Genomic DNA, 15,372 nt, shown 5'->3' with positions numbered 1-15,372 from the left:
ACCCATGGACACCACGCGCAGCAACGACAACCTGCTGACCGACAACCCGGAACTCTACGAGGCACGCTTCCCCGACACCGGCCGCCTGGCCGGCCGCTGGGCCGAGGACTGCCTGCGACGGCACGGTGCGGGCCCCCGCGTCCTGGACATCGGCTGTGGCACCGGACGCGACGCCGCATATCTGCACGCGGCGGGCCGTACGGTCGTCGCGGCCGATCTCTCCGAAGCGATGCTCGCGTACGCCCGTATCCACCACCGGGGGCCGGACTACGTACGGGCCGATCTGCGGGACTTCGACCTCCACGACGATCCCGTGGACGCCGTCGTCTGCCTGGACAGCGCCCTGCTCTACTGCCACACCAACGCCGAACTCGACGGCTTCCTCGCGTCCTGCCGGCGCAGCCTCACCCCCGGCGGGCTGCTCGTCGCCGAGATGCGCAACGGCGCCTTCTTCCTCGGCCGCACCGAACTGCTCGACGCCCCGGCCGTCAACGGCTTCACCTGGCACGGCACCGCCTACACCTCCACGACCACGCTGTCCGTCGACCGCACCGCCCAACTCCTGCGCCGTACCCGCATCTGGACGGCCGACGACGGCTCCCCGCCGCACGAGCAGCGCTCCGCATGGCGGCTGCTCTTCCCCCAGGAACTGCGCCATGTCCTCGCCGCGCACGGCTTCGAGGTCCTCGACCTGCACGACGGGCCGGGGCCACGGACGGAACCGCCCTGGCAGGAGGGCGCCGGACCGGGGGAGCGCACCGACCAGGACCGGCTCCACCTCGTCGCCAGGCTGACCCGGCACGACTGACGCCCGCCCCCTCTCCTTCGCCTCCGCTCTCCGCCACCTCCGCCCGCACACAGCAAGGAAACCGGCATGTACGACGGTCCCGTCCACCCTCCCCGCTTCCCCGGCCTGCACCGCCGCGGCTTCCTCGCCGCGGCCGGCGGTGCGGCCGGACTCGGCGCGCTCGCCCTCGCCGGATGCACAGGCCCCTCCGGTGACGCCGCCGACGGCGGCGGCAAGCCCCGGCGCGGCGGGAAGCTGCGCGCCGCGTTCGCCGGCGGTGGCGCCGGCGAGACCCTCGACCCGCACCTGGCCAACCTCTTCGCCGACGCGGCCCGCGCCAAGGCCCTCTTCGACAAGCTCGCCGACTTCGGCGCCGACCTCTCCGCCGAACCGCGGCTCGCCGCGTCCTGGGAGCCGAACGCCGGACTCGACCGCTGGACGGTGAAGCTGCGCAAGGCGTCCTTCCACAACGGCAAACCGGTCACCGCCCGGGACGTCCTCTACAGCTACCGCCGTATCGCCGACCCCGAGAAGGCGTTCCGCGCCAAGGCCTCGCTGGAGCCCCTCGACCTCAAGGCGAGCCGGGCTCTCGACGAACGGACCGTCGAGTTCGCGCTGAAGCGGCCGACCGCCGAATTCCCCAACCTCCTCGCCGCGTTCGGCGCCTATGTCGTCCCCGACGGCGCGCACGACTTCGACCGCAGGCCGGTCGGCAGCGGCCCTTTCCGCTTCGTCTCCTTCACGCCCGGACGGTCCGCCGTCTTCCGGCGCAACGACGACTACTGGGAGGGCGCGCCCTACCTGGACCAGCTGGAGTTCCTGGTCGCCAACGAGGAGTCCGCACGCCTCAACTCCCTGCTCGGCGGCCAGGTCGAGTACGCCCACGAGCTGGCGCCGACGACGGCCCGCGCACACGAGGGCAAGGGGCAGATCGAGATCGTACGGCTGCGCAACAGCGCGATGCAGTCGTTCGCGATGAAGACCGACCGGGCGCCGTTCGACGACAAGCGGGTGCGCGAGGCGTTCTTCCTCCTCACCGACCGCAAGGAACTGGTCGACGGTGCGCTCTCCGGCGCCGGCGAGATCGGCAACGACCTGTTCGGCAAGGGGTACGAGTACTACGAGGACGGCCTGCCGCAGCGCGAACAGGACCTGGACCGCGCCCGCCATCTGCTGAAGAAGGCCGGCGCCGACGGACTGCGGGTCACCCTGGACACCTCCGCCGTCGCCGCCGGGTTCACCGAGGCCTCCGCCATCTTCCGCGATCAGGCCGCCAAGGCCGGAGTGCAGGTGAAGGTCGCGATGGGCAGCAAGGACAGCTACTGGCAGGACACCCTCGACTCCGGATCCCTGTGCTGCTACCGCTCCGGCGCGATGCCGATCGAATCGCACTTCTCCCAGCGGCTGCTGACCGGCTCCACCACCAACGCCACCAAGTGGCAGCACAAGGACTTCGACGCCCTCTACCAGCAGGCCCAGTCCACCAGGAGCAAGAAGGACCGGGCCGCCGTGTACGCGCGGATGCAGCGCCGGCTGTACGCCGAGGGCGGCTTCCTGGTCTGGGGCTTCGCCGACTGGATCCTGGGCACCGCCCGCAATGTCCGCGGCGTCGCGCACCAGGCCCCCGCCAACACGCTCGACTGGGCCCGCTTCGACAAGGTGTGGCTCGCATGACCGGCCTGCGGTCATGGCTGCTCCGCCGGCTGCTGCTCGGCGCCGGGCAGACCGTCGCCGTCGTCCTGCTCGTGTTCGCCCTCACCGAGGCGCTGCCCGGCGATGCCGCGGTGGCACTCGCCGGTGACCAGCCCGACCCCGGGCGGATCGCCGCCATCCGGGAGGCCATGCACCTGGACCGGCCCGCCTACGTACGCCTGGGGGAGTGGGCGGCCGGACTGCTGCACGCGGACCTCGGCAGCTCGCTGACCTCCGGCCGGCCGGTCAGCTCCTACCTCGCCGACGGGTTCGGACCGACCGTGGTGCTCGCCGCGCTCACCCTGCTCCTGCTCGTGCCGGTCGGGGTCGGCCTCGGCGTCCTGGCCGCCCGGTACGAAGGACGGCTCGGCGACCGCCTCATCAGCTCGGTGACCCTCGGCGTGTACGCCGTACCCGAGTTCGCCCTCGGTGTGCTGCTGGTCGCGGTCCTCGCGCTGCGCCTGGGCTGGCTGCCACCGACCGCCGTCGGCTACGGCGGCGATCTGCTCGCCCACCCGGCGGCGCTGGTGCTGCCCGTGGCGGTGCTGCTGTCCCGGCCGGTGTGCTCGCTGGCGCGGCTGGTCCGCGCCGGCATGATCGACGCCCTGGCCTCGCCGTACGTCGCGCACGCCCGCCGCTACGGCATCCCCGGCGCACGCATCCGCTACACACACGCCCTGCCGCATGCCCTGGCGCCCGCCGCCCAGCAACTGGCCCGCACCATCGACTGGCTGCTGTGCGGAGTCATCGTCGTGGAGGCCCTCTTCGTGATCCCCGGACTCGGAACGGTCCTGATGAACGCCGTGACGGAACGCGACGTCCCCGTCATCCAGGGCCTGGCGGTCGTCTTCGGATGCACCGCCGTCGTCCTCAACCTCGGCGCGGACCTGGTCATCCACCGCTTCGTGCCCCGGACCGGGGCGGCGGCATGAGACGACGTACGACCGGCGGCCCGGCACGCTTCACCTTCGCCGTGCTGATCATCGCCGTACCGCTGCTGCTCGCCCTGCTCGGGCCGTTGTTCGCCGGGGAACCAGGCCCCCGGGCCGCTTCCTTCACCATCGGCGGCGGACACTGGGCCGGGACCGACTTCGTCGGCCGGGACGTCTGGCGGCAGGTGCTGCTCGGCGGCCGCCCCGTGGTCCTGGCCGCGCTCGCGGCGACGGCGCTGGCCTACGCGGTGGCGCTGCCGTTGGGCCTCATCAGTGCGCTCACCCATCGCAGCTGGCTGGAAGAGCTGTTGATGCGCCCGTTGGACGTGCTGCTCGCCGTGCCGTCGCTGCTGGTCATCCTGCTGGTGTCGGCAGTCATGACGCCCGGCGCCGGGGGGCTCGCGCTCCTGGTGGCGCTGGTCAATGTCCCGGACGCCGCCCGGACGGTACGGGCAGCCGCCGCGGAGGCGGCCGCCTCGCCCGCGGTCGAGGCGCTGCGGATGCAGGGCGAGACCTGGTGGCGGATGGCCGTGGGCTACGCCGGCCGCTCGGCCCTGCGCACCCTTGCCGCCGACGCCGGGGTCCGGCTGACGGGAGTGCTGTACCTGGTGGCCACGGCCGCCTTCCTCGGCGTCGGCGCCGAACCGGACGCCGCCGACTGGGCGGTGATGGTCGACCGCAACCGGACGGGCATGTTCGTCCAGCCCTGGGCCGTTGCGCTGCCCGCGTTCCTGATCATGGCCCTGACCATGGGCTGCAACCTGCTCTTCGACGCGGCCCTGACCCGACGCGACCCACGACCGCGGCCGGACCGTCCACCGCGTCCCCCGGGCCCTGACCACCCGCCCACCGACGGTACGGCCCCCGGGCCGAGGCGAAGCGAGAAGAGCAGTCCATGAACGCAACCGAAATCGCTCGGCTCCAGGATCTCCGGGTCGAGATCGGCGGCCGGACCCTTGTCGACGGAGTGAGCCTCCGGCTGGCACCCGGCAGGATCACCGCCCTGGTCGGTGCCTCCGGCAGCGGCAAGACCACCACCGGCCTCGCCCTGCTCGACGAGTATCCGCCCGGCGCCGTGGTGACCGGCGAGGTGAACGTCCCCGACACCCTCGTCGGGTACGTACCGCAGCACCCCGCCACCGTCCTCAACCCCGCCCGGCCCGTGGCCGCCCTCCTCCAGGACATCGCGCGCACGCAGGTATGCCATCTGCCGCGCCGCGCCCGCCGCTCCGCGGCCCGGCAACGTGTGCTGCGCGCGTTGGACCAGGCCCAGCTGCCCGACGGCGAAACCCTGCTGCACCGCTACCCCCACCAGCTCTCCGGCGGCCAACAGCAACGTGTGGTCCTCGCCCAGGCTCTCCTGACCGGTGCCACCACCCTCATCGCGGACGAACCGACCACCGGTCAGGACGCACTGACGAAGCAGCAGATCACCGGCCAACTCGCTGCCCTGGCCCGGCAGGGCCTCTCGATACTGCTCCTGAGCCACGACCTGGATGTCGTCCACGCACTGGCCGATGACGTCCACGTCATGCGCGCCGGCCGCATCGTGGAATCCGGCCCGCCGGAAGAACTCCGGCTCTCCCCCCGGCACCCCTGGACCCGCGAACTCCTCGCCGCGGCCGACCCCGCCGAGCCGCCAGAAGGTGTGCCGGCGCTCCGCGACGCCGCCACAACAGGCGCCGGCGCAACAGGTGCCTGCACACGGCGCAGCCGCCCCGGGAGCCCCCTCGCCGCCCAGGCCCCCGTACTTCAGGTGCGGTCCCTCACCGCCCGCCACGGCAGGTCCACCGTCCTGCACCCCACCGATCTCGTCCTCCCGCCGGGCTGCACGGCCGTCGTCGGCCGCTCGGGCAGCGGCAAGACCACCCTCGCCCGCTGCCTGGCCGGGCTCCACCGGACCTACGACGGGGAGGTCCTGCTCGACGGCGCCGTGCTGCCCCGCAGCCTGCGCGACCGTACCCGCGAACAACTGGCGGCAGTGCAGTACGTCTTCCAGGACGCCCGGTCCGCCTTCGACGAACACCGCCCGGTCCTCGACCAGGTGAGCCGCACTGCCATCCGCCTGCGCAAGGTTCCCGCGCCGGAGGCGCCGGCCGACGCCGAGCGCATCCTGAGCTCCCTCGGTCTGGCCGGCGACCTCGTCCGCCGCATGCCCGCGGAGCTCTCCGGCGGCGAACTCCAGCGTGCCGCCCTGGCCCGCGCGCTGCTGGCCCGCCCGAGGGTCCTGCTCTGCGACGAAATCACCTCCGGCCTGGACACCGTCGCCCGCCGGAACCTCCGCACCCTTCTCGCAGAGCTCCTGCGGACCCATCCGGACCTGTCCCTGGTCCTGATCACCCATGACCGCGACACCGCAGCCCTGGCCGCCCGCACGGCCGTGCTCGACAACGGCCGCCTCGTCGAACAGGGCCCGACCGACCAGCTCCTCGCCGACCCCCGGCACCCCCTCACCGCCTCGCTGCTGCGGGCCTCACCCGACCGAGGGGCCATGCCGAGCGCCGCGTCCCCCGATGCCGGCGCGGCACACGGGACGTGAGCAGGCGGCGCCGCTCCCTGCACGGCCCCTACCGGGACGAGCCTTCCACCAGCCGCAGCGGCAGCGACTTCAGCCCATTGATGAAGTTCGACACCAGCCGCTGCGGCGGACCGGCGACCGCCAGAGCGGGCAGCAGGTTGCCCGTCTCCTCGTACAGCACCCGCAACTGCAACCGGGCGAGATGCGCGCCCAGGCAGACGTGCGGGCCGTCGCCGAACGAGACATGGGGGTTGGGGGACCGGGCCAGGTCCAGACGGTGCGGGGCGGCGAAGACCCGCTCGTCGTAGTTCGCCGAGCCGTGGAAGACCACCACTTTGTCGCCCGCGCGGAGGTGGCGGCCGGCCAACTCGGTGTCGCACGCCGCGGTCCGGCGGAAGCTGAGCACCGGCGGATGCCAGCGCAGCAGCTCCTCCACACAGGCCGCCGCCCCCACCGCCCCGCTGCGCAGCCCGCGGTAGGCGTCCGGATGCCGGGCCAGCGCCAGCAGGCCGCCGGGCGCCGCGCTGCGTACCGTGTCGTTGCCCGCGATGGTCAGCAGGAAGAAGAACATCTCCAGTTCGGGTGTGGCCAGTTCGTCGTCCGCCGCGAGCACGGTCATGACGTCGTCGCCCGGATGCCGTCGCTTGTGGGCGGCCAGCTCCCGCGCGAAGTCGAACATGTCCTGAAGCATCGACGGGGACCGCGGATCGGCGGGACCTCCGTCCGGCCCCGATGGCGACGGGCCCGATTCGTCCGGGTCCTGGTAGCCGATGACCCGCCGGGTCCAGGCCAGGAGCAGCCCGCGTTCGGCGGGCGGCACCCCGAGCAGGTCGGCGAGGTTGAGCAGGGCGAAGTCGTCCGTGACGTCGGTGACGAGGTCGCGCACCCCGCTCCCCGTGCGCGCCGCGTCGACCGCCGCGGTCAGCAGGCCACGGGCCCGCTCGCGTACGGCCGTCCCGAAACGCTCGACGCGCCGCGGCGTGAAGGCACGGCTCACCAGGCGCCGCAGCCGCCCGTGGTCCGGGGGGTCCTGATTGAGCATCATGCGGCGGATGAACGGCAGGTCGGCGGGGTCGGGGTCGCGGATCTGGGTGGCCCCCAGGTGCGAGGAGAAAGTGCGCGCGTCCTTCAGGACCCGTACGACGTCGTCGTGACGCGTGACCGCCCAGAAGCCGGGGCCGGCCGGCCAGCCGAGCACCTCGTGCTCCTCCTGCCAGGCCACCGGATGATGATCGCGCAACAGCCGGTACGCCGCGTGCGGCAGCCCGTCCACGTAGCCGCGCGGGTCGAAGACGTCCGGCACGTCCGGAGGGGCGGTTTCCCCGGCGGGCACGGTCACCCGGCTGCCTGCACGTCACCCTCGGCGCGCAGAAAGTCCTCCACGGCCCGGATCAGTTCCAGCGGGGTTTCGTCCATGGCGTAGTGCCCCGCCGATCGCAGCTCGACCAGCTCGCTGCGGGCGTACCACCGCATCCATGTCTGACGCGTCAGTTCGGCGGTCAGAGCGGGATCCAGCGCCCCGGTCACCGCCAGCGCCGGCACCGCCGAGCCCTCGACCTCGGCGGCGAACGCCTCCCCGGACCAGGAGTCCAGCCAGGACCGGAACGCCTTCGGATCGCTGCACGCCAGTGACCGCTGCACCATCCGGTCCAGCCAAGCGGCCGGGCGCCGCCCGCCGGTGGTGAGGTCGATGATGGCCCGCCGGTTCTCCGGCACATGGGCCGCGGAGGAGAACAACTCCCACTGCGGCGGCGGCAGGGGCAGCCCGGATGCGGGGACCGGCGAGATGCCCACGAGCCTGCGCACCCGGTGCGGAGCCGCGGCCAGGACCCGTTGGACGACACTGGCGCCCATCGAATGGCCGACCGCCGAGAACCGGTCCCAGCCCAGCCGGTCGGCGAGCGCGAGCACATCGGCCGCCCCTTCACCGGAGGTGTACGAGCCGGTCTCGCCTCTCGCCTCGCCGTAGCCACGGAGATCGACCAGCGCGTACTGGAACGCCTCCTGATCGAGATCCGGCAGGACCGGGTCGAAGGCGGACCTGTCGGCGAACCACCCGTGCACGGCGATGACCTTGTGCGGTCCCCGGCCGTGCAGGGCATGAGGCAGTACGAAGGAAGCCACGCGCACTCCAAATGTGTGACGGCACTCGCCGACGGTCAACGGCCATGTCCGACCACAGTGGCCGTAACACCCCTGCCCTGCAAGGGCGCCACGAGGCCGGTGAGGCCGCCGCGGAGGTCAGCCGCCTGACAGCGTCTCCTGTAGCCAGTCGAAGACGACCTCGCAGTGCTGCTGCGGGGCCATCGGGGAGCAGTGCAGCTGCGCGCCGGTGGCCGCGGTGAGCTTCACGTAGTCCTTGGGAGCCGTCAGCTTGTCGAACATCTGGCGCGGCTGCCCCGGATAGAACTGCTCGTATGCGTAGTCGAGGACCAGGGTGGGCATCTTGATGCGGCCCACGACGTCCGTGATGTCCAGCGACTTGATGAGTGTGGCGGGGGTGTGGAAGTCCGTGAACATCTTGCCCTGGCGGGCGGCGAGCATCGCCGGCACGGAGAAGGGCTCGATGCGCTTCTTCATCGTCGCCGCCGCGGACGGCGGCAGCTCGGGGACGACCTCCTTGTTCCAGATGGTGTTGGTCTTCTCCTTGTCCGGGGTGAGGATCTCCCGGACTTCCGGCGGGAAGCCCAGCCAGGGCGAGAGCACGCCGGGCATCGCCACCAGAGCGGCGATACGGCGCTCGAAGGCGGCGGCCCGGGGGGCCAGATCCCCGGCCATGCTCAGCCCGGTCAGGGCGATCCTGCCGGTGTCCACGTCCGAGCGGGCGGACAGCCAGTCGACGAGCGGCGTCACGACGGTCTCCCAGCGCGGAGTGAAGACCACCTGGTCGACGAAGAGCAGCTGACCCTGTCCGGGCCCGTCGTACACCAGGGCGTTCCAGCCACGGTCCAGAGCCGCCGGAACGCCGTAGGTCCACATGTCGACGTTCTGTCCGTCGCTGCCGTTCGTGAGGATCACGGTGGGGCGCCGCCTGCCGGAGTCGTCCGGCCGGAAGAACCACACGGGCAACGGGGTCTTCTCGTACGGGATGTGTGCCGTCACCGGCGCCGGGTCGCACAGCCCGCAGAACTTGTCCCAGGCTCCGCGCCCGGCCTTGTACAGCTGCTCCTCGATACCGGGGGTGTCGGAGCCGAGGACGAAGAACAGTGCCTGGGCGTAGTACTGCGCGGCGCGCAGCGCACGGAAGCGTGTGGTCTGCGCTCCGGGCCTGCTGCCCTGGGGCGCCGCCATCAGCTGGTCGCCGAGTTTCCTGAAGGTCTCGGTGTACGTCTGCGCGGAGAGGCCGGCCTTGTTGATCGTGTTCACCGCGGTGAGCACCTCGCCCACCTCACCGGCGCCGTAGCCGGACGAGCCGAGGGCGAGGAGCCCGTTGAAATTGAAGCCCGGGTCCTTGAAGAGCGTCATCACCCCGGGCGTGGGATCACTTGCCGGGGCGTATGCGCCTGCCCTGCGCCGGAGTTCGGGTTCGTTCGAGGGCGACGCACCCGAGGGGCTGCACCCGGCGGCCAGCACGGCCCCGGCCCCGCCGACGAGCCCGGCAAGCGTGGTGCGGCGGGTGGGGCCGGATACACGATCACCCGAGAGGTACGTCATGCCGACCGAACGTACGAGCCGGGCCGCCCGGCCGCTCTCCGCGACACCCGCCGTTCCCCCGAACGGGCACGTCACCTCGTCCCGGGCTCAGCCATGCGGCGGCTGTGCTCCCATGCCCCGCGTCCGGTCGCGCCAGGCGTCGCGGGCCCGGGGCGATCCGGGGGGATCCGGGGGGATCCGGGGTGATCCGAAAGACATGCCTCAGGCACCGGACCGCTGAGCGGCCGCGCGCAGGCGCTTGCCCCGTTTGCCCGTCACCACTCTGACCGGGATCAGTACCGTCCACCACAGCTTCGCGCCCGTCGGGGAGACGAAGGCGAGCGGCACGGCGACGGCGAAGACCAGCACCGTCGCCGCGAGGTCGGCCACATCGTTGCGTGCGACGGGACCGGGCAGCGCCGCCCTCCCCAGCCACGGGCGCTTCCACAGGACGACCGTCAGTGCGAGCTGGGTGGCCCCCAATCGCCGCGACGGCGCCGGAGTAGACGGCCACCGATTGCGACAGGTCCCCGTACTCGGCCAGCAGAGTGGTGGGGAAGGGCATCAGGGCGATCAGCCCCAGGCCCAGCAGACCGAGCCGGATGACCGTCCCGTCCACCTCCCGCACATACCGGAAGATCTGGTGGTGGCCCCGCCAGAACGCCGCGATGACCAGCAGACTGAGGGCGTACGCCCATACCTTGGGCATCACGTCGCTCAGTGCCCGCTCGAAACCGGCGGGATCCAGTCCGGCGGGCAGTGTGATGTCCAGCGCCAGCAGCGTTATCGCGATGGCGAACACACCGTCCGACAGCGCGAGGAGCCGGGCCGCGCTCCCCTCGTCGTCCTCTACTCGCTGGTGGCCGTTCACGACGCCACCCTAGGGTCGCCTGCGCCGGAACGTCCCGATTGATCCCTTGAACGCGTCGAGTCGCCCACCGGGCTTTGCGACCCGGTCGAGGGCATGGCGATTCCCGCCGGCCACTTCGTCCGCGCGGCCGCCACCGGGCCTCCGGCGGCAGGTGGGGAGGGTGGGGAAGGTGAGGCCCTCGGTGCGTACCCACTACCTCCGCTGTCGTAAAGTCTTCGTCAACTACCCGCGCGCCACATCACGTTCGCAGGGCGTCCGGATATCGGTAACGCCCCGCCGGGGAGCGGTCCATGCCTGGGAATCGAAAGTGATCCTTCGTCACTTCCGTCGAATCTGGTAATGGTGTCCACAATGCCCTTGTTCACCAGGGGAGTTGACGTTACCCATCCGTAAACATCTCGTTATCGACAAACGTGTTGAATACATGAAAGATGTGCTCGATCCGCACCGACCCCCACTTCGGCTGAACATGGCTGAATCGGTGCGCGCGAGGGAGAGACATCGGCATGGGCCGTTACTTGCTGCGCAGGCTGGCGAACTATCTGGTACTGGTCATCGTGGCTGCCTCCCTCACCTACTTCCTGGCCGGGCTCAGCCTCAACCCCCGCGCCAAGTTCGAGGGCCGTAACCCGCCGCTGCCCGCATCGTCGATCACCAAGACGCTCGACGACTACAACATGAACCCGGACACCCCGATCCTGTCCCGGTTCGGGCACTGGGCGGAGGGCGTTCGTCCACGGCGACCTCGGCAAGACCATCGAAGGTGACGACGTCAACGACGACTTCGGCCGCCGGGTGGGCGTCTCCACCCGGCTGCTGCTGATCGCCACCCTCATCGGCTCCCTCGGCGGTGTCGCGCTCGGCGCATTCGGCGCCATCCGCCAGTACCGCTTCTTCGACCGGTTCACCACCCTCGCCTCCTTCTTCGTGCTGGCCATGCCGGTCTTCGTGATCGGCGTCGCACTGAAGATCGGCGCCACCGCGCTGAACGACGGCTCCCAGACCATCAAGGTGCTCGGCGAGTACGACCCGCAGTACGCGGGCCAGTGGAACTTCGACGCCCTCGTCAACCGCGCCCAGCACATGCTGCTCCCCGCGCTCACCCTGATCATCCTGCAGGTCGCGCTCTACAGCCGCTATCAGCGCTCCACGATGCTCGACGTCCTCGGCAGCGACTTTCTGCGCACCGCCAGGGCCAAGGGACTGCGCCGCCGAAAGGCCCTGGTCAAACACGGGCTGCGCACCGCGATCCTGCCCGTCGTGCCCCTGCTGGTCTACAACATCGTGCTGCTCTTCACCGGCGCGACCTTCACCGAGAAGACCTTCGGCTGGCACGGCATGGGTGAGCTGCTCGTCGACTCGATCAACAAGCAGGACGTCAACTCCGTGGCCACCGTCGGGCTGTTCACGGCCGTCCTGGTGCTGATCGCGGGCCTGCTGTCCGATCTGCTGTATGCGGCGCTCGATCCGCGCGTACGGGTCCGCTGACTCCCCCAGCCACCGCTGGGAGGTGCCCCACCCCCAGCCACCGCTGGGAGGTATCCCCGTCGCCGACCGGCCCCCACCCCCCCCACCGCCCCTCAGGAGAGCGCGCGATGAGCGTCCAGCTGCCCCCCGCGACCGAACCGGTTCCCGGCCCCGTCCCGCCCACCGAAGCCGAAGGCCGCCCCGCCAAGGCCCGTACCTCCCGGCTGCGGCTGACGGTCCGTCGCTTCACCCGGAACCGACTGGCACTGTTCGGACTTTTCCTGCTGGTGCTGCTGTTCCTCGGCGCATACGGCGGCCCGCTCCTCACCAAGTGGGACTACCAGCAGCACGACTTCATGAACTTCCTCGCCAGCCCCTCCGAGGACCACTGGTGGGGCACCACGCAAGGCGGCGTCGACCTCTTCTCGCTCACGATGCGAGGTCTCCAGAAGTCCCTGATCATCGGCCTTCTCGTCGGTGTCATCTCCACCTTCCTGGCCGCCACGGTCGGCGCCTTCGCCGCGTACTTCGGCGGCTGGACCGACCGGGTGCTGATGTGGATCGTCGACCTGCTGCTGGTGATGCCCTCGTTCCTGATCATCGCCGTCCTGTCGCCCGCCTTCCGCGGCGCCACCTGGCTGATCTTCGTGGTCCTGCTCGGCGCCTTCAGCTGGATGGTCACCGGCCGCGTCGTACGCTCGATGACCTTCACCCTCAAGGACCGTGAGTTCGTCAAGGCCGCCAAGTACATGGGCGTCCCCGCGCCGGTCATCATCTTCCGGCACATCCTGCCCAGCATGGCCTCGATGCTCATCATCGACACCGTCATCCAGGTCGGCGCGGCGGTCATCGGCGAGAGCAGCCTGTCGTACTTCGGATTCGGCGTGCAGGCACCCGATGTCTCCCTCGGCACGGTGATCGCCGACAACACCACCAACGCTTCCACCTACCCGTGGCTGTTCTTCTTCCCGGCCGGCTGTCTGGTGCTGATCGGCGTCTCCATCTCCTTCGTCGGCGATGGGCTGCGCGACGCTCTCGACCCCAACGCGTCGGGCGCAAAGGCACGTTCGCCCCGCAAGAAGAAGCAGCCGAAGCAGCAGCGACCGGCCACGGGCGCGGTGCTTCCGGCTCAGGCGACGGCTTCCGGCACGCGCCCCGACGAGCCCGAGACGTCCGCCGGCAGCCAGGGCGCCGCCTCGTGAAGCGCGTCGTCCACCCCCAGCATCAGCACCAGTACCCCGCGCACCGCGCGCCCCAGGAAGGACCCCGACGGTGACCGAGACCAGGCCGTCCCAGCCCACCGAGGCTCCCGACGCGGCGCAGCCCGTCCTCGACGTCAGCGATCTGACGGTCTCCTTCCCGAGCGAAGCGGGCGACGTGCAGGCCGTACGCGGCGTCTCCTACGCCGTGCGTCCGGGCGAGGTGCTCGGCATCGTCGGCGAGTCCGGCTCCGGAAAGTCCGTCTCGTCCATGGCCGTACTCGGGCTGCTCCCCGAGAGCGCCGAGGTCGCCGGGTCGGTCAAGCTCGCCGGGCGCGAACTGCTCGGCCTCGGCGACGCCGCCATGTCGAAGATCCGCGGCAAGGACATCGGCATGGTCTTCCAGGACCCGCTGTCCGCGCTGACCCCCGTCTACACCATCGGCGACCAGATCATCGAGGCCGTCCAGGCCCATCAGTCGCTGGACAAGAAGGTCGCCCGCAAACGGGCCGTCGACCTCCTCGACGTGGTCGGCATCCCCGACTCCAAGCGCCGGGTGGACGCGTTCCCCCACGAGTTCTCCGGCGGTATGCGCCAGCGCGCGATGATCGCCATGGCCATCGCCAACGACCCCAAGGTCATCATCGCCGACGAGCCCACCACCGCCCTGGATGTGACCATCCAGGCCCAGGTCCTGGAGGTGCTCAAGACCGCCCAGGAGGTCACCGGCGCCGCCATCGTCATGATCACCCATGACCTCGGTGTCATCGCCGGTTTCGCCGACCGCGTGCAGGTCATGTACGCGGGCAAGCCGGTCGAGGCGGGCCCGGTGGACGAGGTCTACTACCGGCCGCGGATGCCGTACACCATCGGCCTGCTCGGCTCGATCCCGCGGCTGGACGAAGCCAGGACGGAGGGCACCGCGCGCCGTGCCCTCACCCCCATCGACGGCAATCCGCCCAAGATGGTCGACCTGGCGCCCGGCTGCCCGTTCGCCCCGCGCTGCCCGATTGCGATCGACGAGTGCCACACGGTGGAACCGGAGTTGACCGTCGCCGAGGGTTCCGGCCATCCGACCGCCTGCCATCGCGCGCACGAGATCGGCGCCGGGCTCGACCGCGACGCCGTCTACCCGGTGCCGGTCCTCCCGGAAGCCGGCGCGATCGAGCGGCTGCCGCGCCACGAGCGCCCCACCGTTCTCGCACTCGACGGGCTCGTCAAGCACTTCCCCCTCACCAAGGGCGCCATCGTCAAGCGCACCGTCGGCACCGTACGGGCCGTGGACGGCATCAGCCTGGACATCCGCGAGGGCGAGACGCTGGGCCTGGTCGGTGAGTCCGGCTGCGGCAAGACCACCACCCTGCTGGAGATCCTCGACCTGCCCAGCGGCCAGGCCGGCACCGTCACCGTCTTCGGCAAGGACATCCGCGGCCTGAGCCGGGCGGACCGCAAGGGGCTCCGCCGCGACATGCAGATCGTCTTCCAGGACCCGATGGCGGCGCTCGACGCCCGGATGCCGGTCGGCGACATCCTCGCCGAGCCGCTGAAGACACACGGCTGGGACAAGGAGCGCATCGCCGCCCGCATCCCCGAACTCCTCGACATGGTCGGCCTGGAGGCCGAGCACGCCGACCGCTACCCGCAGGAGTTCTCCGGCGGCCAGCGCCAGCGCATCTCCATCGCCCGAGCCCTCGCGCTGGAACCCAAGCTGGTTATTCTCGACGAGCCGGTCTCCGCCCTCGATGTGTCCATCCAGGCGGGCGTCCTCAACCTCCTCGACGAGCTGAAGACCCGCCTCGGGCTCAGCTACCTCTTCGTCGCCCACGACCTGTCCGTCGTACGGCATATCGCCGACCGCATCGCGGTGATGTACCTCGGCCGGATCGTGGAGCTCGGCGCGGCCGACGACGTCTTCGCCGCGCCGTCCCACCCGTACACCCAGGCGCTGCTGTCCGCGGTCCCGCTGCCCGACCCGCGCAAGGAGCGGGAACGCACCAGGATCCTGCTCAGCGGCGACCTGCCCAGTCCGGCGGACGTGCCGTCCGGCTGCCGCTTCGCCGGCCGCTGCCCGAAGTACGCCGGGCTCAACGACAGCGAGCAGGCGCGCTGCCGGGACGAGGACCCGGCCACGGCCGTCCTCGGCACGGACCACGCTGCGGCCTGCCACTACGCGACGCCGCTCGATGTCGTCGAGCCCGCAGCGCACTGATCCGCCCGCACGTCCGCTCCGCACCCGCACATCCGTAGCCGGCACGTTTTCGACAGCTCAGGAA

Annotated in this window: 13 protein-coding genes and 1 pseudogene; 9 read left to right on the top strand and 5 right to left on the bottom strand. The window is 71.2% G+C overall.

The window, feature by feature from the left end; genetic code table 11:
- Positions 1-4: 4 nt before the first annotated feature.
- The 5 genes from K7C20_RS01095 (at position 5) to K7C20_RS01075 (ending at position 5,950) form a co-directional block, all read left to right on the top strand.
- Complete coding sequence (locus K7C20_RS01095) at positions 5-808, top strand: class I SAM-dependent DNA methyltransferase (protein WP_053209253.1); 804 nt, start codon at positions 5-7, stop codon at positions 806-808.
- 66 nt (positions 809-874) lie between these two features.
- Positions 875-2,461, top strand: a complete 1,587-nt coding sequence (locus K7C20_RS01090) for an ABC transporter substrate-binding protein (RefSeq protein WP_030075056.1) — start codon at positions 875-877, stop codon at positions 2,459-2,461.
- Positions 2,458-3,411 carry an ABC transporter permease gene (locus K7C20_RS01085; protein WP_030075057.1) on the top strand — a complete coding sequence of 318 codons (954 nt, stop codon included), beginning with the start codon at positions 2,458-2,460 and terminating at the stop codon, positions 3,409-3,411. The genes K7C20_RS01090 and K7C20_RS01085 overlap by 4 nt, the downstream gene beginning before the upstream one ends.
- Complete coding sequence (locus K7C20_RS01080; RefSeq protein ID WP_053209252.1) at positions 3,408-4,310, top strand: ABC transporter permease subunit; 903 nt, start codon at positions 3,408-3,410, stop codon at positions 4,308-4,310. Before K7C20_RS01085 ends, K7C20_RS01080 begins: the two co-directional genes overlap by 4 nt.
- Positions 4,307-5,950: an ABC transporter ATP-binding protein gene (locus K7C20_RS01075; RefSeq protein ID WP_030075060.1), complete on the top strand. Its 1,644-nt coding sequence runs from the start codon at positions 4,307-4,309 to the stop codon at positions 5,948-5,950. The genes K7C20_RS01080 and K7C20_RS01075 overlap by 4 nt, the downstream gene beginning before the upstream one ends.
- A 28-nt stretch (positions 5,951-5,978) precedes the next feature.
- Here K7C20_RS01075 and K7C20_RS01070 read toward each other — a convergent pair whose 3' ends face one another.
- The 5 genes and pseudogenes from K7C20_RS01070 to K7C20_RS39190 form a co-directional block, all read right to left on the bottom strand.
- Positions 5,979-7,262, bottom strand: coding sequence for a cytochrome P450 (locus K7C20_RS01070; protein ID WP_107083398.1), 1,284 nt, complete (start codon positions 7,260-7,262; stop codon positions 5,979-5,981).
- Between the two features lie 2 nt (positions 7,263-7,264).
- On the bottom strand, positions 7,265-8,053 hold the full coding sequence (locus K7C20_RS01065; protein WP_030075062.1) for an alpha/beta fold hydrolase: 789 nt from the start codon (positions 8,051-8,053) through the stop codon (positions 7,265-7,267).
- A 117-nt stretch (positions 8,054-8,170) separates the two neighbouring features.
- Positions 8,171-9,583: an alpha/beta hydrolase family protein gene (locus K7C20_RS01060; RefSeq protein WP_030075063.1), complete on the bottom strand. Its 1,413-nt coding sequence runs from the start codon at positions 9,581-9,583 to the stop codon at positions 8,171-8,173.
- Between the two features lie 201 nt (positions 9,584-9,784).
- A complete protein-coding gene (locus K7C20_RS39195; RefSeq protein ID WP_342452576.1) occupies positions 9,785-10,045 on the bottom strand; it encodes a hypothetical protein in 261 nt (86 codons plus the stop codon).
- Between the two features lie 136 nt (positions 10,046-10,181).
- Positions 10,182-10,364: pseudogene (locus tag K7C20_RS39190) on the bottom strand (TMEM175 family protein); the annotation flags it as partial.
- 575 nt (positions 10,365-10,939) lie between these two features.
- Between K7C20_RS39190 and K7C20_RS39185 the strand changes: the two are divergent.
- From K7C20_RS39185 to K7C20_RS01040, 4 genes are all read left to right on the top strand, one after another.
- Positions 10,940-11,200 (top strand): ABC transporter permease family protein, encoded by a 261-nt coding sequence (locus tag K7C20_RS39185; protein WP_342452574.1) that lies wholly within the window; start codon positions 10,940-10,942, stop codon positions 11,198-11,200.
- A 28-nt stretch (positions 11,201-11,228) separates the two neighbouring features.
- Complete coding sequence (locus tag K7C20_RS01050) at positions 11,229-11,921, top strand: ABC transporter permease (RefSeq protein WP_342452573.1); 693 nt, start codon at positions 11,229-11,231, stop codon at positions 11,919-11,921.
- A 107-nt stretch (positions 11,922-12,028) separates the two neighbouring features.
- Positions 12,029-13,102, top strand: a complete 1,074-nt coding sequence (locus tag K7C20_RS01045) for an ABC transporter permease (RefSeq protein WP_078953236.1) — start codon at positions 12,029-12,031, stop codon at positions 13,100-13,102.
- 70 nt (positions 13,103-13,172) lie between these two features.
- Positions 13,173-15,308 (top strand): ABC transporter ATP-binding protein, encoded by a 2,136-nt coding sequence (locus K7C20_RS01040; RefSeq protein ID WP_053209366.1) that lies wholly within the window; start codon positions 13,173-13,175, stop codon positions 15,306-15,308.
- The last annotated feature ends 64 nt before the right edge of the window (positions 15,309-15,372 follow it).

The organism is Streptomyces decoyicus, from assembly GCF_019880305.1.
GTDB lineage: Bacteria > Actinomycetota > Actinomycetes > Streptomycetales > Streptomycetaceae > Streptomyces > Streptomyces decoyicus.
This window is presented reverse-complemented; position numbering and strand designations above follow the sequence as displayed.